This window comes from Actinoplanes sp. NPDC023801 (assembly GCF_040639655.1).
Classification (GTDB): Bacteria; Actinomycetota; Actinomycetes; order Mycobacteriales; family Micromonosporaceae; genus Actinoplanes.
Genome location: NZ_JBFAAI010000001.1, coordinates 151642 through 168870, shown reverse-complemented (window position 1 = coordinate 168870; position 17229 = coordinate 151642). Strand labels below are relative to the sequence as shown.

The following is a 17229-nucleotide window of genomic DNA, read 5'->3' as shown; positions in this document are numbered from 1 at the left end:
CGGGCGAGATCACCCGCTGGAACGCTGCAGGGCGTAGCGGAAGACGACCGGCCCGGTGGATTCGACGGTGACCTTCAGGCGCATCTGGTCGATGAGACTCACCGAGAAGACCTCTGGGGTGCGGGCTCCGGAGCAGCGCATCCCGCGGCCCGAGCCGTTGCCGAGGCTCACCCGTATCCGGCTGCCGTCGCCGCCCGCGCAGACGACCGACAGCAGGAAGCCGCCCTGTTCGACGTCGACGACCTCCTCATGGCCGGCCTCGGCTTCCAGGGCCAGCGTGTTGGCCAGCTCGTGGTCACCGACGTCGGGCAGCAGCTGTTCGGCGGCACGCCGCCAGTCGACCAGCCGGGTGTCGACGTCCGGGTGCGGCGCGGCACGCCACCACCAGAAGACGCCGGCTGCCAGGATCAGTGTGGCGAGTGCGTGCAGCACGGCGCCGTGTCCCCGTTCGACGCTCACGCTGCGAGAGTAGAGCCCTCCAGAAGGGTGACATAGAGCGTGAGGCCCGGCCCGAAGGCGAGCATGATGATCGATTTCGGGGGGTTCGGGCGGCGGCGCAGCTCGTCGAGGACCAGCAGCACGGTGGGCGAGGAGCAGTTGCCGTGAGCGGCGAGCACCGCCCGGGATGCGGCCAGAGCGGTGTCGTCGAGGCCGAGCTGCTCCTGAACGACGTCGAGGATCTTGGGACCGCCCGGGTGCACGGCCCAGCCGTCGACGTCGGCGATGGTCCGGCCGTGAGCGGTCAGGACCCGTTCGACGAGACCACGGACGTGCGCGGCGAGCACCGACGGCACCCTCGGCGAGAGCCCCATCCGAAAACCCTGGTCGGTGACCTCCCAGGTCATGTGGTCGGCCGTGGAGGTGTCGGTGATCGCGGCGACCTCGCGGACGGCGTACCCCGGACGGCCTGGCGTGACCACGACGGCGGCCGCGGCGTCGGAGAACAGCGCGTGGGAGACCATCTGCTGGATGTCCGTCCGGGAACCGGGAGGCTGCAGGTGCAGGCTGGTCAGCTCGGCGCACAGCAGCAGGGCCGGGCGGCCGCGGGCGGTGACGAAGTCGCTGACCGTGCCGAGGCCCGGGAGCGCCGCGTAGCAGCCCATGTGCCCGACGAAGAGCCGTTGCACGTTCGGTGACATGCCCATGTCCCGGGCGAGCAGGATGTCCACGCCGGGAGTGGCGTATCCGGTGCACGAGCAGACCGCGAACAGTCCCAGATCACCGGCCTCGATCCCGGCGTCGGCGAGGGCCCGGCCGACGGCCGCCTTGCCCAGCGGCATGACCTCGGCCTGGTAGCGGCGCATCCGGCGTTCGGTGGACCACTCCGAGACGTCCTCCAGCAGCGGACTGACGGCGGCCTGCCTCGTGCGTACCCCGGAATTGGCGAAGATCCGCCGGGCCAGGCCGTTGCGGGGCCCCGCGTAATGTCCGGCGAAGTAACCGTCCCAAAGGTCGTCCTGTGCGTTCGCGGGTGGCAACGCCACACCCAGACCGCTGATCACCGCCGTCACCATCGCGGAGCCACACCGTCGGTGTCGGGGTCGCCGCCGAGCGCGTCCACCCCGAGCCAGTCGGCGCAGACGTCGCTCGTGGCCGGCTGCAGTGAACCGGCCCGCGCGTCCCGGTAGAGACGCTCCAGCGGATGACCGCGACGCATCGCGGACGTCCCGGCGGCTTCCAGCATCGACGACGCCACCTCGGAGGCAGTGCTTCCGGCGAGCAGTTTCGCGCGCCACACCCAACGGTTCGTCTCGGCGTCACCGGGTGCCTCGTCGACCCGGCGGGCCGCTTCCCGGACCACCAGATGGGCGGCGGCGACCGCGGCGTCGGCCCGGCCGATCCGGGCGCGCACGGCCGGCAGCCCGGTCAGGCTGCGGGCCAGGACGTGTTCGACGGCGGCGTCCACGGCGGCCCGCGCCACGCCGACGTAGACGGCGGCGTAGCTGGCCACCATCCAGTGCGGCGCCAGCTGGGCCACCGCCAGGGCGAGGCCCTCGACCCCGCCGAGCAGGGCGGCGGCCGGGACGGTGACATCGACGTGCAGATCGTGGGAGGAGGTGGCGCGCATGCCGAGGGCGTCCCACGTCGGTTCCACGCGCAGACCGTCGCCGGCCGGGACCAGGAACTGCGAGACCTGGGACGGGTCGCCGGCACTGCGGGCGGCGATCAGGTACGCGTCCGCATGCCCGGCGCCGGAACAGAACGTCTTGGCGCCCCGGATCCGGTATCCGCCGTCCACCGGTTCATACGTGGTGGTGAGACGGGACAGCCGGGAACCCGCACCCCGTTCGCTCATCGCGACCGCGTACCAGCTGCCGCCGGCGGCCGCCTTCAGATGCTGGTCGCGGGCGGCCAGGGCGTCCGCCGGCAGGCCGAGCGCCTCGGCCAGTTCGTCGGTGACGCCGCTGAGGGCGCCGGTGACCGAGGCGTGCATGTTGAAGACCAGAGCAGTCGCGCCGTTGCCCCGGGCCAGCTCGTAGGCGACCTCGGCGTACTCGGCGAATCCGGCACCGGCCCCGCCGAGCCGCGCCGGGACCATCAGCCCGAAGAAACCGGCGTTCCTCAGGTCGGCGAAGTCGTCGACGGGGAACGTGCCGTCCCGGTCGGTATCGGCCGCCCGGGCCGCGAAACGCGGCGCCAGTCGTCGTGCCTCATCCAGCATGCCGCCGTCCCGTCGCCTGGTAGAGAACCGCTGTGGAGAAGGTGGGGACGATCCGTCCGGTGACCGCCTGCCGCAGCACCAGCCAGCGGAACAGTCCCACCAGCCCCGGACGTACCCCTCGCACCGTCAGATTCACGCCGTGGCGCGTGAACTCGGTCACCAGCCGGTCCGGCGACACGAACAGCGCCGGGTCGTGCAGGCCCGCCGGCACCACGCCGAAACGCTCGCCGAGCGTCACCGTGATCAGCCGGGCCAGCCGGGTGTCGTTGACCGTGTCCAGCACCATCAGGCCGCCCGGCCGCAGCACCCGGCACAGCTCGGCCACCGTCGCGGGCAGGTCGGTGACGTGTTCCAGGATCTCGCCGGCGACCACCACGTCGGCGCTGCGCGAGGCCAGCGGCAGTGCCGTCACGTCCCCGTTGAGCGGGGTCATCCCGTGCGGCGCGGCCTGCGCCAGGCCGGCCCGGCCCAGGTCGACGCCGATGTGCTGGTAGCCCTTGTCGCGTACGTACGGGGCGAGCAGCCCGCCACCGCACCCGGCGTCGATCAGGACACGGCCGGGCGCGTCGGCGGGCGGGATCAGGGCCGCGCGGGCGGCGGCCAGCCATTGAAGCAGAGCGAAGGGTCCATCGGGGCGCCACCACTCGGCGGCGAGGTCGTCGTACTGACGCGGATCGTTGCGCTGCATCGACGGCATGTGATCGAGCCTGGCACGGTACGGCCGAAGCGGCCACACTTACGAGTCATGTCCCGCGCGCTCGCACTGCTCAGATCGGCACATCCGGAACCGGGCGGCGCGGTCACCGTGGCCATGACGCTGCTGGCCGCCGGGGCGGGGCACCGCGGGTGGCGGCTGGCCACCGTCGCCGCGACGGTGGCCGCCACCCAGCTGGCGGTGGGCTGGGTCAACGACTGGCTGGACGCGGAACGCGACCGGGCCAGCGGGCGGCTCGACAAGCCGGTCGCGTCGGGGGCGGTCTCCGCGCGTACCGCCGGAATCGCCGGACTGCTCGCCGCGCTGGCCGTACCCATCCTCGCCCTGCCTCTGGGTCTTCCGGCCACGCTGGCGATCTCGGTCGCCATGGTGGTCGCCCTGCTCTACGACTGGCCGCTGAAGAACACCGCGTTCTCAGTGCTCCCCTATCTGATCTCTTTCGGTCTGCTGCCGGCCTTCGTGGTGCTGGCACTGCCCGGCGCCCCGGCTCCACCGGTCTGGCTGATCGCGGCCGGCGCCCTGCTCGGCGGCGGCGCACACTTCGCCAACGTGCTGCCCGACCTGGCCGACGACGCGGCCACCGGCATCCGCGGTCTGCCACATCGCATCGGCGCGACGGGATCACAGCTGGCCGCCGCGTTGCTCCTGCTCGGCGCGACGCTCACGCTGGTCCTCGGGCCACCCGGGCCGCCGTCGTGGTCGGGCCTGGCCGCGGGTGCGGCCGCCGTCGTGGTCCTGCCATGGGGCTGGTACGCGGCACGCCGTACCGAGGGACGCCCGGTCGCGCTCTTCCGGGCGGTCGTCGTGGTGGCCCTGATCGACGTCCTGCTACTGGTCCTCAGCGGCCGGGTGACCTGAGGTTCTCAGCGGCCCGGCGGCCTGATGGATGGGTCCCCGCACGCGCGCGATCGTCGCCCTCTACGCTGATCTAACACCTTGGTGTCTCTATTTGGAGGATCGTGATGCGCTCCCTGGGAACCCGTCGCGCCGCTCTGGTCGCGGGTGCCGCCACGGTCGCTGTGCTGGCACTGGGCGGCTGCTCGGCCGGCCAGGTCGCCGAGACCGCCATGCTGGACGCACCGATCGCAGGCGTCAACACGAAGTCCGCCAGCGGTAAGGTGCTCATCCGCAACCTGCAGGTGGAATACAACGGCGTCGAGGGTTACCACGCCAAGGAGAACGCGCCTCTCGAGGTCAGCCTCTTCAACGAGAGCAACGAGACGATCACCGTCACGATCAGCTCCAAGGCGCCGGATCGTCCGCAGGTCGTCGGCGCCACCCAGGTCGGGTTCGTCAGCACCGCCACCGTCACGACGCCGGGCCAGGTCGCCGCCTCGGCCAGCGCCAGCACCGGCGCGTCCGCCGCACCGTCCGCGAGTGCCGCGCCGACCGCCTCGGTCCGGCCCGCCCAGATCAAGATCGGCCCGCAGGGTTCGGCGGTGTTCCGGCCGACCGACAGCGCCCAGCTGCAGGTCATCGGTCTCACCGACGACCTCAAGCCGGGCATGGCCGTCAACCTCGTCTTCGAGTTCAGCGACGACCCCACCCCGCTGGAGGTGCAGGCCTCGATCGCCTCGCCGCTGACCCCGGCGCCCCGCGGTTCCGCCGAGACGCACGGCGAGGCCGAGGGCGAAGGCCACTGAGCGGATCCGTCGTACCCCCGAGCTAGCGTGTCGGGGTGACGACCTCCCGTTCCGCCGCCAAGGCTCCCAGGGCCGCCTACGTCTGTGACGCCTGTGGCAACCAGCCACCGAAGTGGCTGGGACGCTGCCCGGAGTGCGGTGAATGGGGCTCGATCATCGAGTCCACGGTCACCGTCCCGGTCTCCGGCCGGGTGGTCAGCTCCCGCATGCCGGCCGAGCCGGCCCGGCCGATCGCTCAGATCAGCGCCGCCCCGGCCCGGGCCGTGGCCACCGGTGTCGGCGAACTCGACCGGGTGCTCGGCGGCGGTCTCGTGCCCGGCGCGGTGGTGTTGCTCGCCGGTGAGCCGGGCGTGGGCAAGTCCACCCTGCTCCTCGACGTCGCACAGCAGTGGGCGGCCGGTGCCGGCACGCCGTCGCTGGTGGTCAGCGGCGAGGAGTCGGTCAGCCAGGTCCGCCTGCGGGCCGAGCGTCTCGGCGCGCTGCACGAGCGCCTCTATCTGGCCTCGGAGAACGACCTCGGCACGGTGATCGGCCACCTCGACGCGGTCAAGCCGGGACTGCTCGTCCTCGACTCGGTGCAGACCATCTCTGCGCCCGGCACCGAGGGCGTCCCGGGCGGTGTCACCCAGGTGCGGGCCGTCACGGCCGCGCTCGTCGCCATCGCCAAGGAGCGCGGCATCGCGACCGTCCTGGTCGGTCATGTGACCAAGGACGGTCAGGTAGCCGGTCCACGCGTTCTGGAGCACCTGGTCGACGTGGTGCTCCACTTCGAGGGCGACAAGCATTCGTCGCTGCGCCTGGTCCGCGGCGTGAAGAACCGGTTCGGCGCCGCCGACGAGGTCGGCTGCTTCGAGATGCACGAGGGCGGCATCACCAGCCTGCCCGATCCGTCCGGGTTGTTCCTCACCCGCTATCTGGAGCCGGTGCCGGGCACCTGCGTCACCGTGGCCATGGAGGGCCGGCGGGCGCTCGTCACCGAGGTGCAGGCGCTGATCGGTGCCGAGGTGCAGGGTTCGCCCCGCCGCACGGTGTCCGGTCTCGACCATGCGCGGCTGGCGATGGTCCTGGCCGTGCTCGAGCGCCGCACCAAACAGCTCAAGCTCTACAACCGTGAGGTCTTCGCGGCCACTGTGGGCGGCATCCGGCTGATCGAGCCGTCCGCCGACCTCGCCATGGCCCTGGCCGTGGCGTCCGGCGGTCTCGACCTCGCGATGGCGCCACACCTGGTGGCGATCGGCGAGGTCGGCCTGACCGGCGAGATCCGCCGGGTCGGCGCGGTGGGCCGGCGGCTCGCGGAGGCGGCGCGGCTCGGTTTCAAGGTGGCGCTGGTCCCACCCGGCTGCGGTCCCGACGGCGCGACCGGCATGCCCAAGGGCATGGAGGTCATCGAGGTCGGCAACCTGCAGGCGGCGTTGCAGAGCGCGGCGCGCGCCTCGGCCGAGCACAGTTCCCGATGAATACCACCCGTTTCAGTGACTGTGCGTCACGTTTCATCACGCTACGGAACATTCATCGAACCACGCCTCGGTGGGCTGGATGACAGTCCGTAGAATGTCCGGGTGCCGCTCGACCGCGATGGTTCAAAGCCCGCCGCCAGTTCAACGCCGCGTCCCGGCGTCAACGGCGCGGGACATCGCGCGATGACGCCGGCCGCCGGAACCGGTCTGACCGGTGGTGCCAGTGATCCGCTGAGGGCCAACCTGGCCCTGATGGCTCCCGGCACCGCGTTGCGCGACGGGCTGGAGCGCATCCTGCGGGGCCGCACCGGAGCGCTCATCGTCCTCGGTTACGACGCCGTCGTGGAGACCATCTGCACCGGCGGATTCCCGCTCGATGTGGAGTTCTCCGCGACCAGGCTCCGTGAGCTGTGCAAGATGGACGGCGCCGTCGTCCTCTCCAGCGACGGCACCCGGATCGTCCGGGCCGCCGTCCACCTGATGCCCGACCCGTCGATTCCGTCCGAGGAGTCCGGCACCCGGCACCGCACCGCCGAGCGGGTCGCCAAGCAGTCCGGCTACCCGGTGATCTCGGTGAGCCAGTCGATGCGGATCATCGGCCTCTACGTGAACGGCCAGCGCCACGTCCTGGACGACTCGGCCGCCATCCTGTCCCGCGCCAACCAGGCGCTGGCCACGCTCGAACGCTACAAGCTGCGCCTCGACGAGGTCTCCGGCACCCTGTCCGCCCTCGAGATCGAGGACCTGGTCACGGTTCGCGACGCCGTCGCCGTGGTGCAGCGCCTCGAGATGGTCCGGCGGATCGCCGACGAGATCTCCGGTTACGTCGTCGAGCTCGGCACCGACGGCCGTCTGCTCGCCCTGCAACTCGACGAGCTGATGGCCGGCGTCGACGCCGACCGCACCCTGGTCATCCGCGACTACCTGCCGTCCGGCCGCAAAGCGCGCACCCTGGACGAGGCCCTCGTCGAGCTCGACCTTCTCACCGCCACCGAGATGATCGACCTGGTGGCGGTCGCCAAGGCGATCGGCTACCCGGGCGCCTCGGACTCACTGGACGCGGCCGTCTCACCGCGCGGCTTTCGGCTGCTCGCCAAGGTGCCACGGCTCCCGGCACAGATCGTCGACCGGCTCGTCGACCATTTCGGCAGCCTGCAGCGCCTGCTCGGCGCCACTGTCGAAGACCTGCAGGCCGTCGAGGGCGTCGGCGATGCGCGGGCGCGGGGCGTCCGGGAAGGCCTGTCCCGCCTGGCCGAGGCCTCCATCCTGGAACGCTACGTCTGACCGCTGCCACCCGCCGTCGCCGCCGGCGGGTCACTCAGCCGCACCCTCACCGCCAGCGGGTCACCAGCGCACTCACCGCCAGCGGGTCACCCAGCCGCACCCTCACCGCCGGCGATTCGCTCTGCTACAACGCTCTGGACGCCCGAGGTGGACCGCTCCCGCCCTCGCCGTAGTCGCCCAACGTCCACACCGCTGCCGCCGGCACTGAGTGGCCTCCCCCGCTCCCTGCCCTGCACCACTTACCGGCCGACCCGAGGGGGAAAGCGGCGGACCCAGGTGGAAGTGATGGACCCTGCGGACTGCGAACAACTCAGGGGACTCAGCGCTCCCTGTTCCGGTTCTTGGCCCCTTACGTGGCCGCAACCAGCACCGGACCGGCAGATGCAATAGTCGGCGCCGAAGCAGAGCCCGGTTCCGCCCCGGCCCGACACCTGAAGGTCCTGTCGGATAGGTGCCACGGCCATCGGGTGAATCCCCGAGTGATATGCAGCACTGTTGACCCTAGCCGAGGTGGTCACAACACTCCCGATGACAGAGCCGCCACAGCGAAGCAGGTGGGCCAACCCCCCAGACGATCCCCACCAGCTGTGCAATCACCGCTGCCTCAACCTGCCTATGACCACGGTGACGGCCAGCCGAAAAAGCCGGCTGCACAAGACGCTGCCTCAACGCGCCTATGACCACGGTGGCGGCCAGCTGGGACGGGGACTCCGCGTCCTGGGGGAACCGGGCGGGTGTCTCATGCTGGGACAGCGGTGGGCGGTGCGACTCAGGCTGGGACTGGCTCGGATTTTGCGATGGGGCGGTGACCGGACGCCTCAGCCCGAAAGTGGCCCTGGGGCCCGGGACCACCGCGAACGTCGCCGGCGGAGCCACAGGCGTCCTCGTAGCCGTACGAAATCAAAGGGGGTGGCTGATGTCGTTGGAGTGGTCCGCCAGCGCCGCACCGACGACCGTGGCGCGCAGCGGCAGGTACTCCAGGCAGCGCCGGATCGCCGGCGCCATCACCGGGTTGGGGACCCGCAGCGAGATGGTGCAGTGCGGCACCCAACGTCCGGGCCGGTAGTGGTCCCAGATCTCGACGCCGCCCGCGGTGAGCCGTTCGTGGACGGCACGGTGGTGGGCGAGCAGCTCCTCCGTGACGGTGACGCCGAGCCAGAGGACACGGCCGACGAACTGGCCGACGAAGTCGAATTCGAGACTCAGGCCGCGGCCGACCGGGAAGCCGTCGAGGGCCTCGGCCACCGCCTGCGGGTCGATGCGGTGAGCGGCGGCCAGCGAGACGTGCGGGCGGTGTTTCTGGTGCAGGGAGCCCAGCGAGGGGATGCCCTCGTCGTCCAGGGCGCGCCAGAGGGTACGCACCCTGCGTGTCGTGTCGACGTCCAGGTAGAGCTCGAGTGCCGCGACCAAGTCAGGCGACGACGGTGAGTACGACGGGGGCGCTGACGATCGTGTCGAGGCGACCGAACAGCTGGTAGGCGCCGGTCGGCGGGAGGGGGCCGGAGGCTACCGCGCCGGTGCACTGGTTGGACTGCTTGCCGTTCCAGTTGACCTCGAACACCTTCTCGACGCCGGGGTCGAGACTCACGATGTCGTTGCCCTTGAGGGCCGCGCACTGATCGGACGACCAGAGCCGCTGGGCGCCCTCGGCGATGTACAGCTCCTGCGCGCTGGCTCCGAGGTCGCGGGTGCACGTACGGCTGCCGATGTTCTTGATCTTCAGCTTGATCGCGATCGTGGCACCACGCTGCGGTGACGTGTCGGCCGGGACCGGGGTGAGCGACATCTCGGTGTCAGCGCAGCCCTGGCCGGCGGCGGGCGCGTTGACGGCCCCGGTGGTCGCGGGCGGGGGCAGCGGGTCGCCGTCGCCGGGCTGCTGCGAGAGCAGGTCGGCCGGGTCGGGGTAGGCGGGGCCCACACCGGGAGGTGCGCTGTCCTCGATGGACGGTTCCGGTGACGCGCTTTGATCCTTCGGCGCCGGAGTCGGCAGACCCGTGCTCTGCGCCGAGGTCTTCTTCGGGTCGGGTTTGTCCCCGCCGGAGCAGGACATGAACAGCACGATGACGCCGAGCAGCACCGCGCCCAGCACGACCAGACGCCGCCGCCAGTAGACCGCGGGTGGGAGGGGACCAACCGTCGCACGCATGATGCCGCCCACCGTAAACCCGTACACCCGTCGCTATGTGCACGACGCGCCGGTTATGCGACACCAACTCACGCAAGGTTCGTTAATGATGGACCTCGCCTACAGTTGACCGGCTATGACTCTCGCAGACGACGCCATCGCCTGGTTCGACGTGAACGCCCGTGATCTGCCCTGGCGGCAGCCGGACACCACACCGTGGGGAGTGCTGGTCAGCGAGGTGATGCTGCAGCAGACCCCGGTCGTACGGGTCGAGCCCGCCTGGCGCTCCTGGATGACCCGCTGGCCCGACCCGGCCGCTCTGGCCGCCGACCCGCCGTCCGAGGCGATCCGCATGTGGGGCCGTCTCGGGTACCCCAGACGGGCGATGCGCCTGCACGCCTGCGCCGTCGCGATCGTCGAGCGCCACGGTGGCCGGGTCCCCTCCTCGCTGGAGGAGCTTCTGGCGCTACCGGGCGTCGGGACGTACACCGGACGGGCCGTCGCCACGTTCGCCTACGGCCAGCGGCATCCGGTCGTCGACACCAACGTGCGCCGGGTCGTCTGCCGGGCAGTCGAGGGCAAACCGGACGCCGGGCCGGCCACCACGGCCGCCGACCTGACCGCCATGGAGGCGCTGCTGCCCGGCGACGAGGCGCGTGCCGCGCGGGCCAGCATCGCGTTCATGGAGCTCGGCGCGATCGTCTGCACCGCCCGGGCCCCGAAGTGCGTCGACTGCCCCTTCCACGACGTCTGCGCCTGGCGGCTCACCGGGCTGCCGCTGCCCGAGGGACCCAGCCGGAAGCCGCAGCGGTACGCCGGCACCGACCGGCAGGTACGCGGCCTGCTCCTCGAGGTGCTGCGGCACTCCACCGGGCCGGTGCCCCGGCAACGGCTCGACATGGTCTGGCAGGACGAGGTGCAGCGGGCCCGCGCGCTGGCCGGGCTGGTCGAGGACGGCCTGGTGGAACGCCTGGGGGCGGACGATTTCGTGCTGGCCGGTGATGCGCCCCGCGGCGACGTCCAGCAGCTGCTCTAGCCGGCGTTGATGCGGGCGGCGATCGGCTCGGGCAGCGGGTACGGGCGCTCGGGTGGCAGCAACGCCGCCGCCCGCGTCTCGTCGTTGTCGTCGAGGTAGCCGCGGATCTCCGGGACCAGCCCGGTGACGTCGGTGATCGCGGTGGTCCACTCGTCGGCGTACAGCGGAACGGCCGCCCCGCCCAGGCCGAGCTGCAGCGACCGGTACGGCAGCTCACGCAGCCGCAGATCACGTTCCGGGTCCCACTGGACCCGGGTCGGGGCGCGTTTGAGTTCACGCTGCCAGGTCACCCGATCGGGGTGCAGGCCGCGCTCGTAGTGGCTGAGTGCCGCGTTCGCGAGAGCCCACTCGAACCCGGCACGGGTGATCGACACGGCTAAGACGTGCTCCTGGCCGGGCTTGGCGGCCCAGCCGCAGCGGTACATCATCCACAGGAACGACGGCTTGATCCAGGTCATCCGGTCGAGCTTGAACGGCGGCACGAACCGGCCGGCGCGTACGGCCGGAACGGCGATCGCGGGTGAATAGGTCTGATAGACGGTGACGGTGTCGTCGTCGTACACGGCCCGGATCTGACGTCGCATGGTCGTCGATTAAACGCGAACGGCCCGGCTGCATGCGCAGCCGGGCCGTTCGTCACTGTCTTACGACTCTTCGGTGGTCGTCACGCCGAGGTCGGCCGGCACCGCGTCGGGCACCGTCACACCCTTCTCGGCGCCCTTGAAGACCAGCTTCGCCTTCTCGAACTTGGCCGGGTCGCCCTCGCAGTCCACGACGACGATCTGGCCGGGGCGCAGCTCGTTGAAGAGGATCTGCTCGGACAGGGTGTCCTCCAGCTCGCGCTGGATGGTCCGGCGCAGCGGCCGGGCGCCGAGGACCGGGTCGAAGCCCTTGGCCGCCAGGTAACGCTTGGCGCTGTCGGTCAGCTCCAGGCCCATGTCCTTGTTCTTCAGCTGCCCCTCGATGCGGGCGGTGAAGATGTCGACGATCTGGAGGATCTCCTTCTCACGCAGCTGGTGGAAGACGATCGTGTCGTCGATACGGTTCAGGAACTCGGGGCGGAAGTGCTGCTTCAGCTCGTCGTTGACCTTGATCTTCATCCGCTCGTAGGACGACTCCTCGGCCTCGGAGGCCTGGAAGCCCAGCGACACCGCCTTGGCCACGTCACGTGTACCGAGGTTGGTGGTCAGGATGATGACCGTGTTCTTGAAGTCGACGATCCGGCCCTGACCGTCGGTCAGGCGGCCGTCCTCCAGGATCTGCAGGAGCGTGTTGAAGACGTCCGGGTGGGCTTTCTCGATCTCGTCGAAGAGGACCACGCTGAACGGCTTGCGGCGCACCTTCTCGGTCAGCTGGCCGCCCTCGTCGTAACCCACGTAGCCGGGAGGCGCACCGACGAGGCGGGACACCGTGTACCGGTCGTGGAACTCGGACATGTCGAGCTGGATGAGTGCGTCCTCGGAGCCGAACAGGAACTCGGCCAGCGCCTTGGACAGCTCGGTCTTACCGACACCGGACGGGCCGGCGAAGATGAACGAGCCGGAGGGGCGCTTCGGGTCCTTCAGACCGGCCCGGGTACGGCGGATCGCCTTGGAGACGGCCTGAACCGCGTCCTCCTGGCCGATGACGCGCTTGTGCAGCTCGTCCTCCATGCGCAGCAGGCGGGAGGTCTCCTCCTCGGTGAGCTTGTAGACCGGAATACCGGTCCAGTTGCCGAGCACCTCGGCGATCTGCTCGTCGTCGACCTCGGACACGACGTCGAGGTCGCCGGCCTTCCACTCCTTCTCCCGCTGCGCCTTCTGACCGAGGAGGGTCTTCTCCTTGTCACGCAGCTGGGCGGCGCGCTCGAAGTCCTGCGCGTCGATCGCGGACTCCTTGTCGCGGCGGACCTGGGCGATGCGCTCGTCGAAGTCACGGAGGTCCGGCGGCGCGGTCATCCGGCGGATGCGCATCCGTGCGCCGGCCTCGTCGATCAGGTCGATCGCCTTGTCGGGCAGGAACCGGTCGGAGATGTACCGGTCGGCCAGCGTCGCGGCCGCCACCAGGGCGGCGTCGGTGATGCTGATCCGGTGGTGCGCCTCGTAACGGTCGCGCAGACCCTTGAGGATCTCGATGGTGTGCGCCAGCGACGGCTCGCCGACCTGGATCGGCTGGAAACGGCGCTCGAGGGCCGCGTCCTTCTCCAGGTGCTTGCGGTACTCGTCGAGCGTGGTCGCACCGATGGTCTGCAGCTCACCACGGGCGAGCATCGGCTTGAGGATGCTGGCCGCATCGATCGCGCCCTCGGCCGCACCGGCACCGACGAGCGTGTGGATCTCGTCGATGAACAGGATGATGTCACCCCGGGTGCGGATCTCCTTGAGCACCTTCTTCAGGCGCTCCTCGAAGTCACCGCGGTAACGCGAACCGGCCACCAGGGCGCCCAGGTCGAGCGTGTAGAGCTGCTTGTCCTTCAGCGTCTCGGGCACCTCGCCCTTGACGATGGACTGCGACAGGCCCTCGACCACGGCGGTCTTGCCGACACCTGGCTCACCGATGAGAACCGGGTTGTTCTTGGTGCGCCGCGACAGCACCTGCATGACCCGCTCGATTTCCTTCTCCCGGCCGATGACCGGGTCGAGCTTGCCCTCGCGGGCGGCCTGCGTGAGGTTGCGTCCGAACTGGTCCAGCACGAGCGACGTGGACGGCGCGGCCTCGCCGGTCGCGGTGCCCGCGGCGGCCGGCTCCTTGCCCTGGTAACCGGAGAGCAGCTGGATCACCTGCTGGCGGACCCGGTTGAGGTCGGCGCCGAGCTTGACCAGCACCTGGGCGGCGACGCCCTCGCCCTCACGGATCAGGCCGAGCAGGATGTGCTCGGTGCCGATGTAGTTGTGGCCGAGCTGCAGCGCCTCACGCAGCGAGAGCTCGAGCACCTTCTTGGCGCGCGGCGTGAACGGGATGTGCCCGCTCGGTGCCTGCTGCCCCTGGCCGATGATTTCCTCGACCTGCTGCCGGACCCCTTCGAGGGAGATGCCGAGGCTCTCCAGAGCCTTGGCGGCGACGCCCTCGCCCTCGTGGATCAGGCCGAGCAGGATGTGTTCAGTGCCGATGTAGTTGTGGTTGAGCATCCGGGCCTCTTCTTGGGCCAGGACGACAACCCGTCGCGCTCGGTCGGTGAACCGCTCGAACATGCCCTCGTGCTCCTCACGTGCCGTGCGCCAATGAACTGGCGGGGCCAGCGCACGGGCATCGGTGATGCCCGTGCTGTAACTCTATCGCCGCTGAGAGGCTCCGCCGGGTCCTCGCGACCCTTGGAAACGATCCGCAACGTTGATTTAGCCAACTTCGCACGCTCAGCGGCTGTTCCCCCACCCGAACGTGTACGCGTACAGCGAAATCCTGCCGATCCACAGGCTGTGGACAACTCTGTCCACCCCTGTGGATAACCGTAGTGAGTGTGCGGAGCGGCCGACGGGTAAACGCGGAGAGGGCGCCACCGACGTCGTCGGGGCGCCCTCTCCGAGGCTGGACCGGGAAATCAGGCCCGGCCGGGACCCTTGGCGTGGAACTCGTCCACGATCTCCTGCGGGATGCGGCCGCGGTCGGAGATCTCCTTGCCCGACTTCTTGGCCCACTCCCGGATCGCCTTGTTCTGCTCCCGGTCCGCGGTCGCTCCGCCACGACCACGAGCCGCACGACCACCGACCACGACACCGCCGCGGGCGACCTTCGTACCGTGCTTCAGGTAGGGCTCGAAGACCTCCCGCAATTTAGCGGCGTTCTTCTCCGAGAGGTCGATCTCGTACTGAATACCGTCGAGCGCGAACTTCACGGTCTCGTCGGCGTCGACACCATCGATGTCATCGACCAGCTTGTGAATGATCTGCTTGGCCACGCGCCGTTATCCTCCCGAACACAGGTTCTCTCCCCAGCAATGGGAAGACAATAACGCCAGGGACGCATGACCCGTCAATGGCGGGTGGGCAATTGTTACTCCGGCCGAACCAGGGGGAAGAGGATCGTTTCCCGAATGCCCAGGCCGGTGAGCGCCATCAACAGCCGGTCGATTCCCATTCCCATGCCACCGGACGGCGGCATTCCGTACTCCATGGCCCGCAGGAAATCCTCGTCCAGCTGCATCGCCTCGGGGTCTCCACCGGCCGCGAGCAGGGACTGCGCGTGGAACCGCTCGCGCTGGACGACCGGGTCCACCAACTCGGAATAGGCGGTCGCGAGTTCGAATCCGCCGACGTAGAGGTCCCACTTCTCGGTCAGCCCCGGAGTGGTGCGGTGCCCCGCGGTCAGCGGCGCGGTCTCCTCCGGGAAGTCCCGGACGAAGGTCGGTGCCTGCAGGCTGTCCGTCACGAGGTGCTCGAAAAGTTCCTCGGCCAGCTTCCCGGGGCCCCACTTCGGGTCGACCGAGAGCTGCACCTTGTCGGCGTACCGCTGCAGCTGGGCCAGGTCGGTCCCGATGGTGACCTCCTCGCCGAGCGCCTCGGAGATCGCGCCGAAAAGTGTGATCTGCGCCCACTCGCCGCCGAGGTCGACCTCGGTGCCGTCCTGGTGGGTGACCACATGCGATCCGGACACCGCGAACGCGGCCTCCTGAATCCACTCCCGCACCTGCGTCTGCATCACGTTGTAGTCGGCATAGGCCTGATAGGCCTCGAGCATGGCGAACTCCGGCGAGTGCGTGGAGTCCATGCCCTCATTCCTGAAGTTCCGGTTGATCTCGAAGACCCGGTCGATGCCGCCGACCACGGCGCGCTTCAAAAACAGTTCCGGGGCGATCCGCAGATAAAGATCGGTGTCGAGTGCGTTGCTGTGCGTCACAAACGGGCGCGCCGCAGCACCGCCGTGGAGCAACTGCAACATCGGCGTTTCCACCTCGAGGTAATTCCGGCGGAACAGCGACTCGCGCAGGCTGCGCACCACCGTGGCACGGGTCCGCACCACGTCGCGCGCCTGCGGGCGCACGATGAGGTCGACATAACGCTGCCGGACCCGGGTCTCCTCGGAAAGCGGCTTGTGCGCGACCGGAAGGGGTCGCAGAGCCTTGGCACTCATCGCCCAGGAATCGGCGAGAACCGAGAGCTCACCACGCCGGCTGGTGATCACCTCGCCGGTAACCGCGACCAGGTCGCCGAGGTCGACCAGGCTCTTCCAGTCGGCGAGGGACTTCTCGCCCACCTTGTCCAGCGAGAACATCGCCTGGATCTCCGAGCCGTCGCCGGCCCGCAGCGTGGCGAAGCAGAGCTTGCCGCCGTTGCGCACGAAGATCACCCGGCCGGTGATCGACACCTGGTCGCCGGAGGCGGTGTCGGTGGCCAGATCCGCGTAGCGGGCGCGGATGTCGGCGATCTCGGCGGTCCGCGGGACCTGTACCGGGTAGGGCTGCATGCCCTCGGCGAGCAACCGGTCCCGCTTCGACCGGCGGACCCGCATCTGCTCGGGAAGATCCTCGGCGGGGTCGATCGCTGGCGTGTTCTGCTCGATCACGGCAAGACTTCCTTCTCGGTGCTGGGACCTCGAAAGCCTACTCAGGCGGGCTCAGACGTTCCGCTCATATACCATCCGCAGCCCGATCAGCGTGATCATCGGCTCGTGCGCGGTGATCGTGCGGCACTCGTCCTTCACCAGCCAGGCCAGGCCACCGGTGGCGATCACCGCCTGGACCGGGCCGATCTCCTCGATCATCCGCTCGACGATCCGGTCCACCTGGCCCGCGAAACCGAAGTAGAGACCGGCCTGCAGACACTCCACGGTGTTCTTGCCGATCACCGAGCGCGGTTTGGTCGGCTCCACCTTGCGCAACTGGGCCGCCCGGGCGGCGAGCGCGTCGAACGAGATCTCGATGCCCGGAGCGAAGGCGCCACCGAGGAACTCGCCCTTCGCGCTGATCAGGTCGAAGTTCGTGGTGGTGCCGAAGTCGACCACGATCGACGGTCCGCCGTAGAGGCTGTGCGCGGCCAGGGTGTTGACCACCCGGTCGGCGCCGACCTCCTTCGGGTTGTCGATGGCGAGCTGCACGCCGGTCTTCACACCCGGCTCGACGACCACGCTCGGCACGTCGTCGTAGTAGCGCTTCAGCATGGTCCGCAGGTTGCGCAGCGCGGCGGGCACGGTCGAGCACGCCGCCACCCCGGTGATCTCCACGGCGTCGCCGGCGAGCAGGCCCCGGAACTTCAGCCCCAGCTCGTCGGCGGTCGACGCCGCGTCGGTCTTGATCCGCCAGCTGTGCACCAGCTTGTCGCCGTCGAAGGTCGCCAGCACGGTGTTGGTGTTACCGATGTCAATACAGAGCAGCACGGAGGCCCCTAAGAATCAA

Annotated in this window: 16 protein-coding genes; 5 read left to right on the top strand and 11 right to left on the bottom strand. The window is 69.9% G+C overall.

Going from position 1 to position 17229, the window contains the following annotated elements; all coding sequences use genetic code 11:
• Window positions 1-9: 9 nt before the first annotated feature.
• From AB0G04_RS00770 to AB0G04_RS00755, 4 genes are read right to left on the bottom strand one after another with little or no spacing between them, the layout of a single operon-like run.
• Entirely contained in the window at window positions 10-459 is a 450-nt protein-coding gene (locus AB0G04_RS00770; protein WP_360974134.1) for a DUF6023 family protein, read from the bottom strand.
• Window positions 456-1514, bottom strand: a complete 1059-nt coding sequence (locus tag AB0G04_RS00765; RefSeq protein ID WP_360974131.1) for a type III polyketide synthase — start codon at window positions 1512-1514, stop codon at window positions 456-458. Before AB0G04_RS00765 ends, AB0G04_RS00770 begins: the two co-directional genes overlap by 4 nt.
• Window positions 1508-2662, bottom strand: a complete 1155-nt coding sequence (locus AB0G04_RS00760) for an acyl-CoA dehydrogenase family protein (RefSeq protein WP_360974128.1) — start codon at window positions 2660-2662, stop codon at window positions 1508-1510. The genes AB0G04_RS00765 and AB0G04_RS00760 overlap by 7 nt, the downstream gene beginning before the upstream one ends.
• A complete protein-coding gene (locus tag AB0G04_RS00755) occupies window positions 2652-3359 on the bottom strand; it encodes a methyltransferase domain-containing protein (protein WP_360974125.1) in 708 nt (235 codons plus the stop codon). Before AB0G04_RS00755 ends, AB0G04_RS00760 begins: the two co-directional genes overlap by 11 nt.
• A gap of 48 nt (window positions 3360-3407) precedes the next feature.
• Here AB0G04_RS00755 and AB0G04_RS00750 point away from each other — a divergent pair, with 48 nt between their 5' ends.
• The 4 genes from AB0G04_RS00750 (at window position 3408) to disA (ending at window position 7761) form a co-directional block, all read left to right on the top strand.
• A complete protein-coding gene (locus tag AB0G04_RS00750) occupies window positions 3408-4235 on the top strand; it encodes a UbiA family prenyltransferase (protein WP_360974122.1) in 828 nt (275 codons plus the stop codon).
• 104 nt (window positions 4236-4339) lie between these two features.
• The gene (locus AB0G04_RS00745) at window positions 4340-5020 is read left to right on the top strand and encodes a hypothetical protein (RefSeq protein ID WP_360974119.1); all 681 of its coding nucleotides are present in this window, start codon (window positions 4340-4342) and stop codon (window positions 5018-5020) included.
• Between the two features lie 35 nt (window positions 5021-5055).
• A complete protein-coding gene (gene radA / locus AB0G04_RS00740; RefSeq protein WP_360974116.1) occupies window positions 5056-6477 on the top strand; it encodes a DNA repair protein RadA in 1422 nt (473 codons plus the stop codon).
• Window positions 6478-6579: 102 nt separating this feature from the next.
• The gene (gene disA, locus AB0G04_RS00735) at window positions 6580-7761 is read left to right on the top strand and encodes a DNA integrity scanning diadenylate cyclase DisA (RefSeq protein ID WP_360974113.1); all 1182 of its coding nucleotides are present in this window, start codon (window positions 6580-6582) and stop codon (window positions 7759-7761) included.
• A gap of 900 nt (window positions 7762-8661) precedes the next feature.
• On the opposite strand, the gene AB0G04_RS00730 is transcribed toward disA, so the two are convergent.
• Both AB0G04_RS00730 and AB0G04_RS00725 read right to left on the bottom strand, forming a co-directional pair.
• The gene (locus tag AB0G04_RS00730) at window positions 8662-9171 is read right to left on the bottom strand and encodes a 2'-5' RNA ligase family protein (RefSeq protein WP_360974110.1); all 510 of its coding nucleotides are present in this window, start codon (window positions 9169-9171) and stop codon (window positions 8662-8664) included.
• Window position 9172: 1 nt separating this feature from the next.
• The gene (locus tag AB0G04_RS00725) at window positions 9173-9907 is read right to left on the bottom strand and encodes an adhesin (protein ID WP_360974107.1); all 735 of its coding nucleotides are present in this window, start codon (window positions 9905-9907) and stop codon (window positions 9173-9175) included.
• Between the two features lie 115 nt (window positions 9908-10022).
• Here AB0G04_RS00725 and AB0G04_RS00720 point away from each other — a divergent pair, with 115 nt between their 5' ends.
• Complete coding sequence (locus AB0G04_RS00720) at window positions 10023-10922, top strand: A/G-specific adenine glycosylase (RefSeq protein WP_360974104.1); 900 nt, start codon at window positions 10023-10025, stop codon at window positions 10920-10922.
• Here the strand turns inward: AB0G04_RS00720 and AB0G04_RS00715 are convergent.
• The 5 genes from AB0G04_RS00715 to AB0G04_RS00695 all read right to left on the bottom strand — a co-directional run bounded on the left by AB0G04_RS00715 (window position 10919) and on the right by AB0G04_RS00695 (window position 17210).
• Complete coding sequence (locus AB0G04_RS00715) at window positions 10919-11506, bottom strand: DUF4291 domain-containing protein (protein WP_360974101.1); 588 nt, start codon at window positions 11504-11506, stop codon at window positions 10919-10921. The genes AB0G04_RS00720 and AB0G04_RS00715 overlap by 4 nt on opposite strands.
• 60 nt (window positions 11507-11566) lie before the next feature.
• A complete protein-coding gene (locus AB0G04_RS00710; RefSeq protein WP_360974098.1) occupies window positions 11567-14092 on the bottom strand; it encodes an ATP-dependent Clp protease ATP-binding subunit in 2526 nt (841 codons plus the stop codon).
• Between the two features lie 347 nt (window positions 14093-14439).
• Window positions 14440-14796, bottom strand: a complete 357-nt coding sequence (locus tag AB0G04_RS00705) for an Lsr2 family protein (RefSeq protein WP_093619447.1) — start codon at window positions 14794-14796, stop codon at window positions 14440-14442.
• 95 nt (window positions 14797-14891) lie between these two features.
• Window positions 14892-16400: a lysine--tRNA ligase gene (gene lysS, locus AB0G04_RS00700; RefSeq protein WP_360974095.1), complete on the bottom strand. Its 1509-nt coding sequence runs from the start codon at window positions 16398-16400 to the stop codon at window positions 14892-14894.
• Between the two features lie 51 nt (window positions 16401-16451).
• Entirely contained in the window at window positions 16452-17210 is a 759-nt protein-coding gene (locus AB0G04_RS00695; RefSeq protein ID WP_360974092.1) for a type III pantothenate kinase, read from the bottom strand.
• Window positions 17211-17229 lie beyond the last annotated feature (19 nt).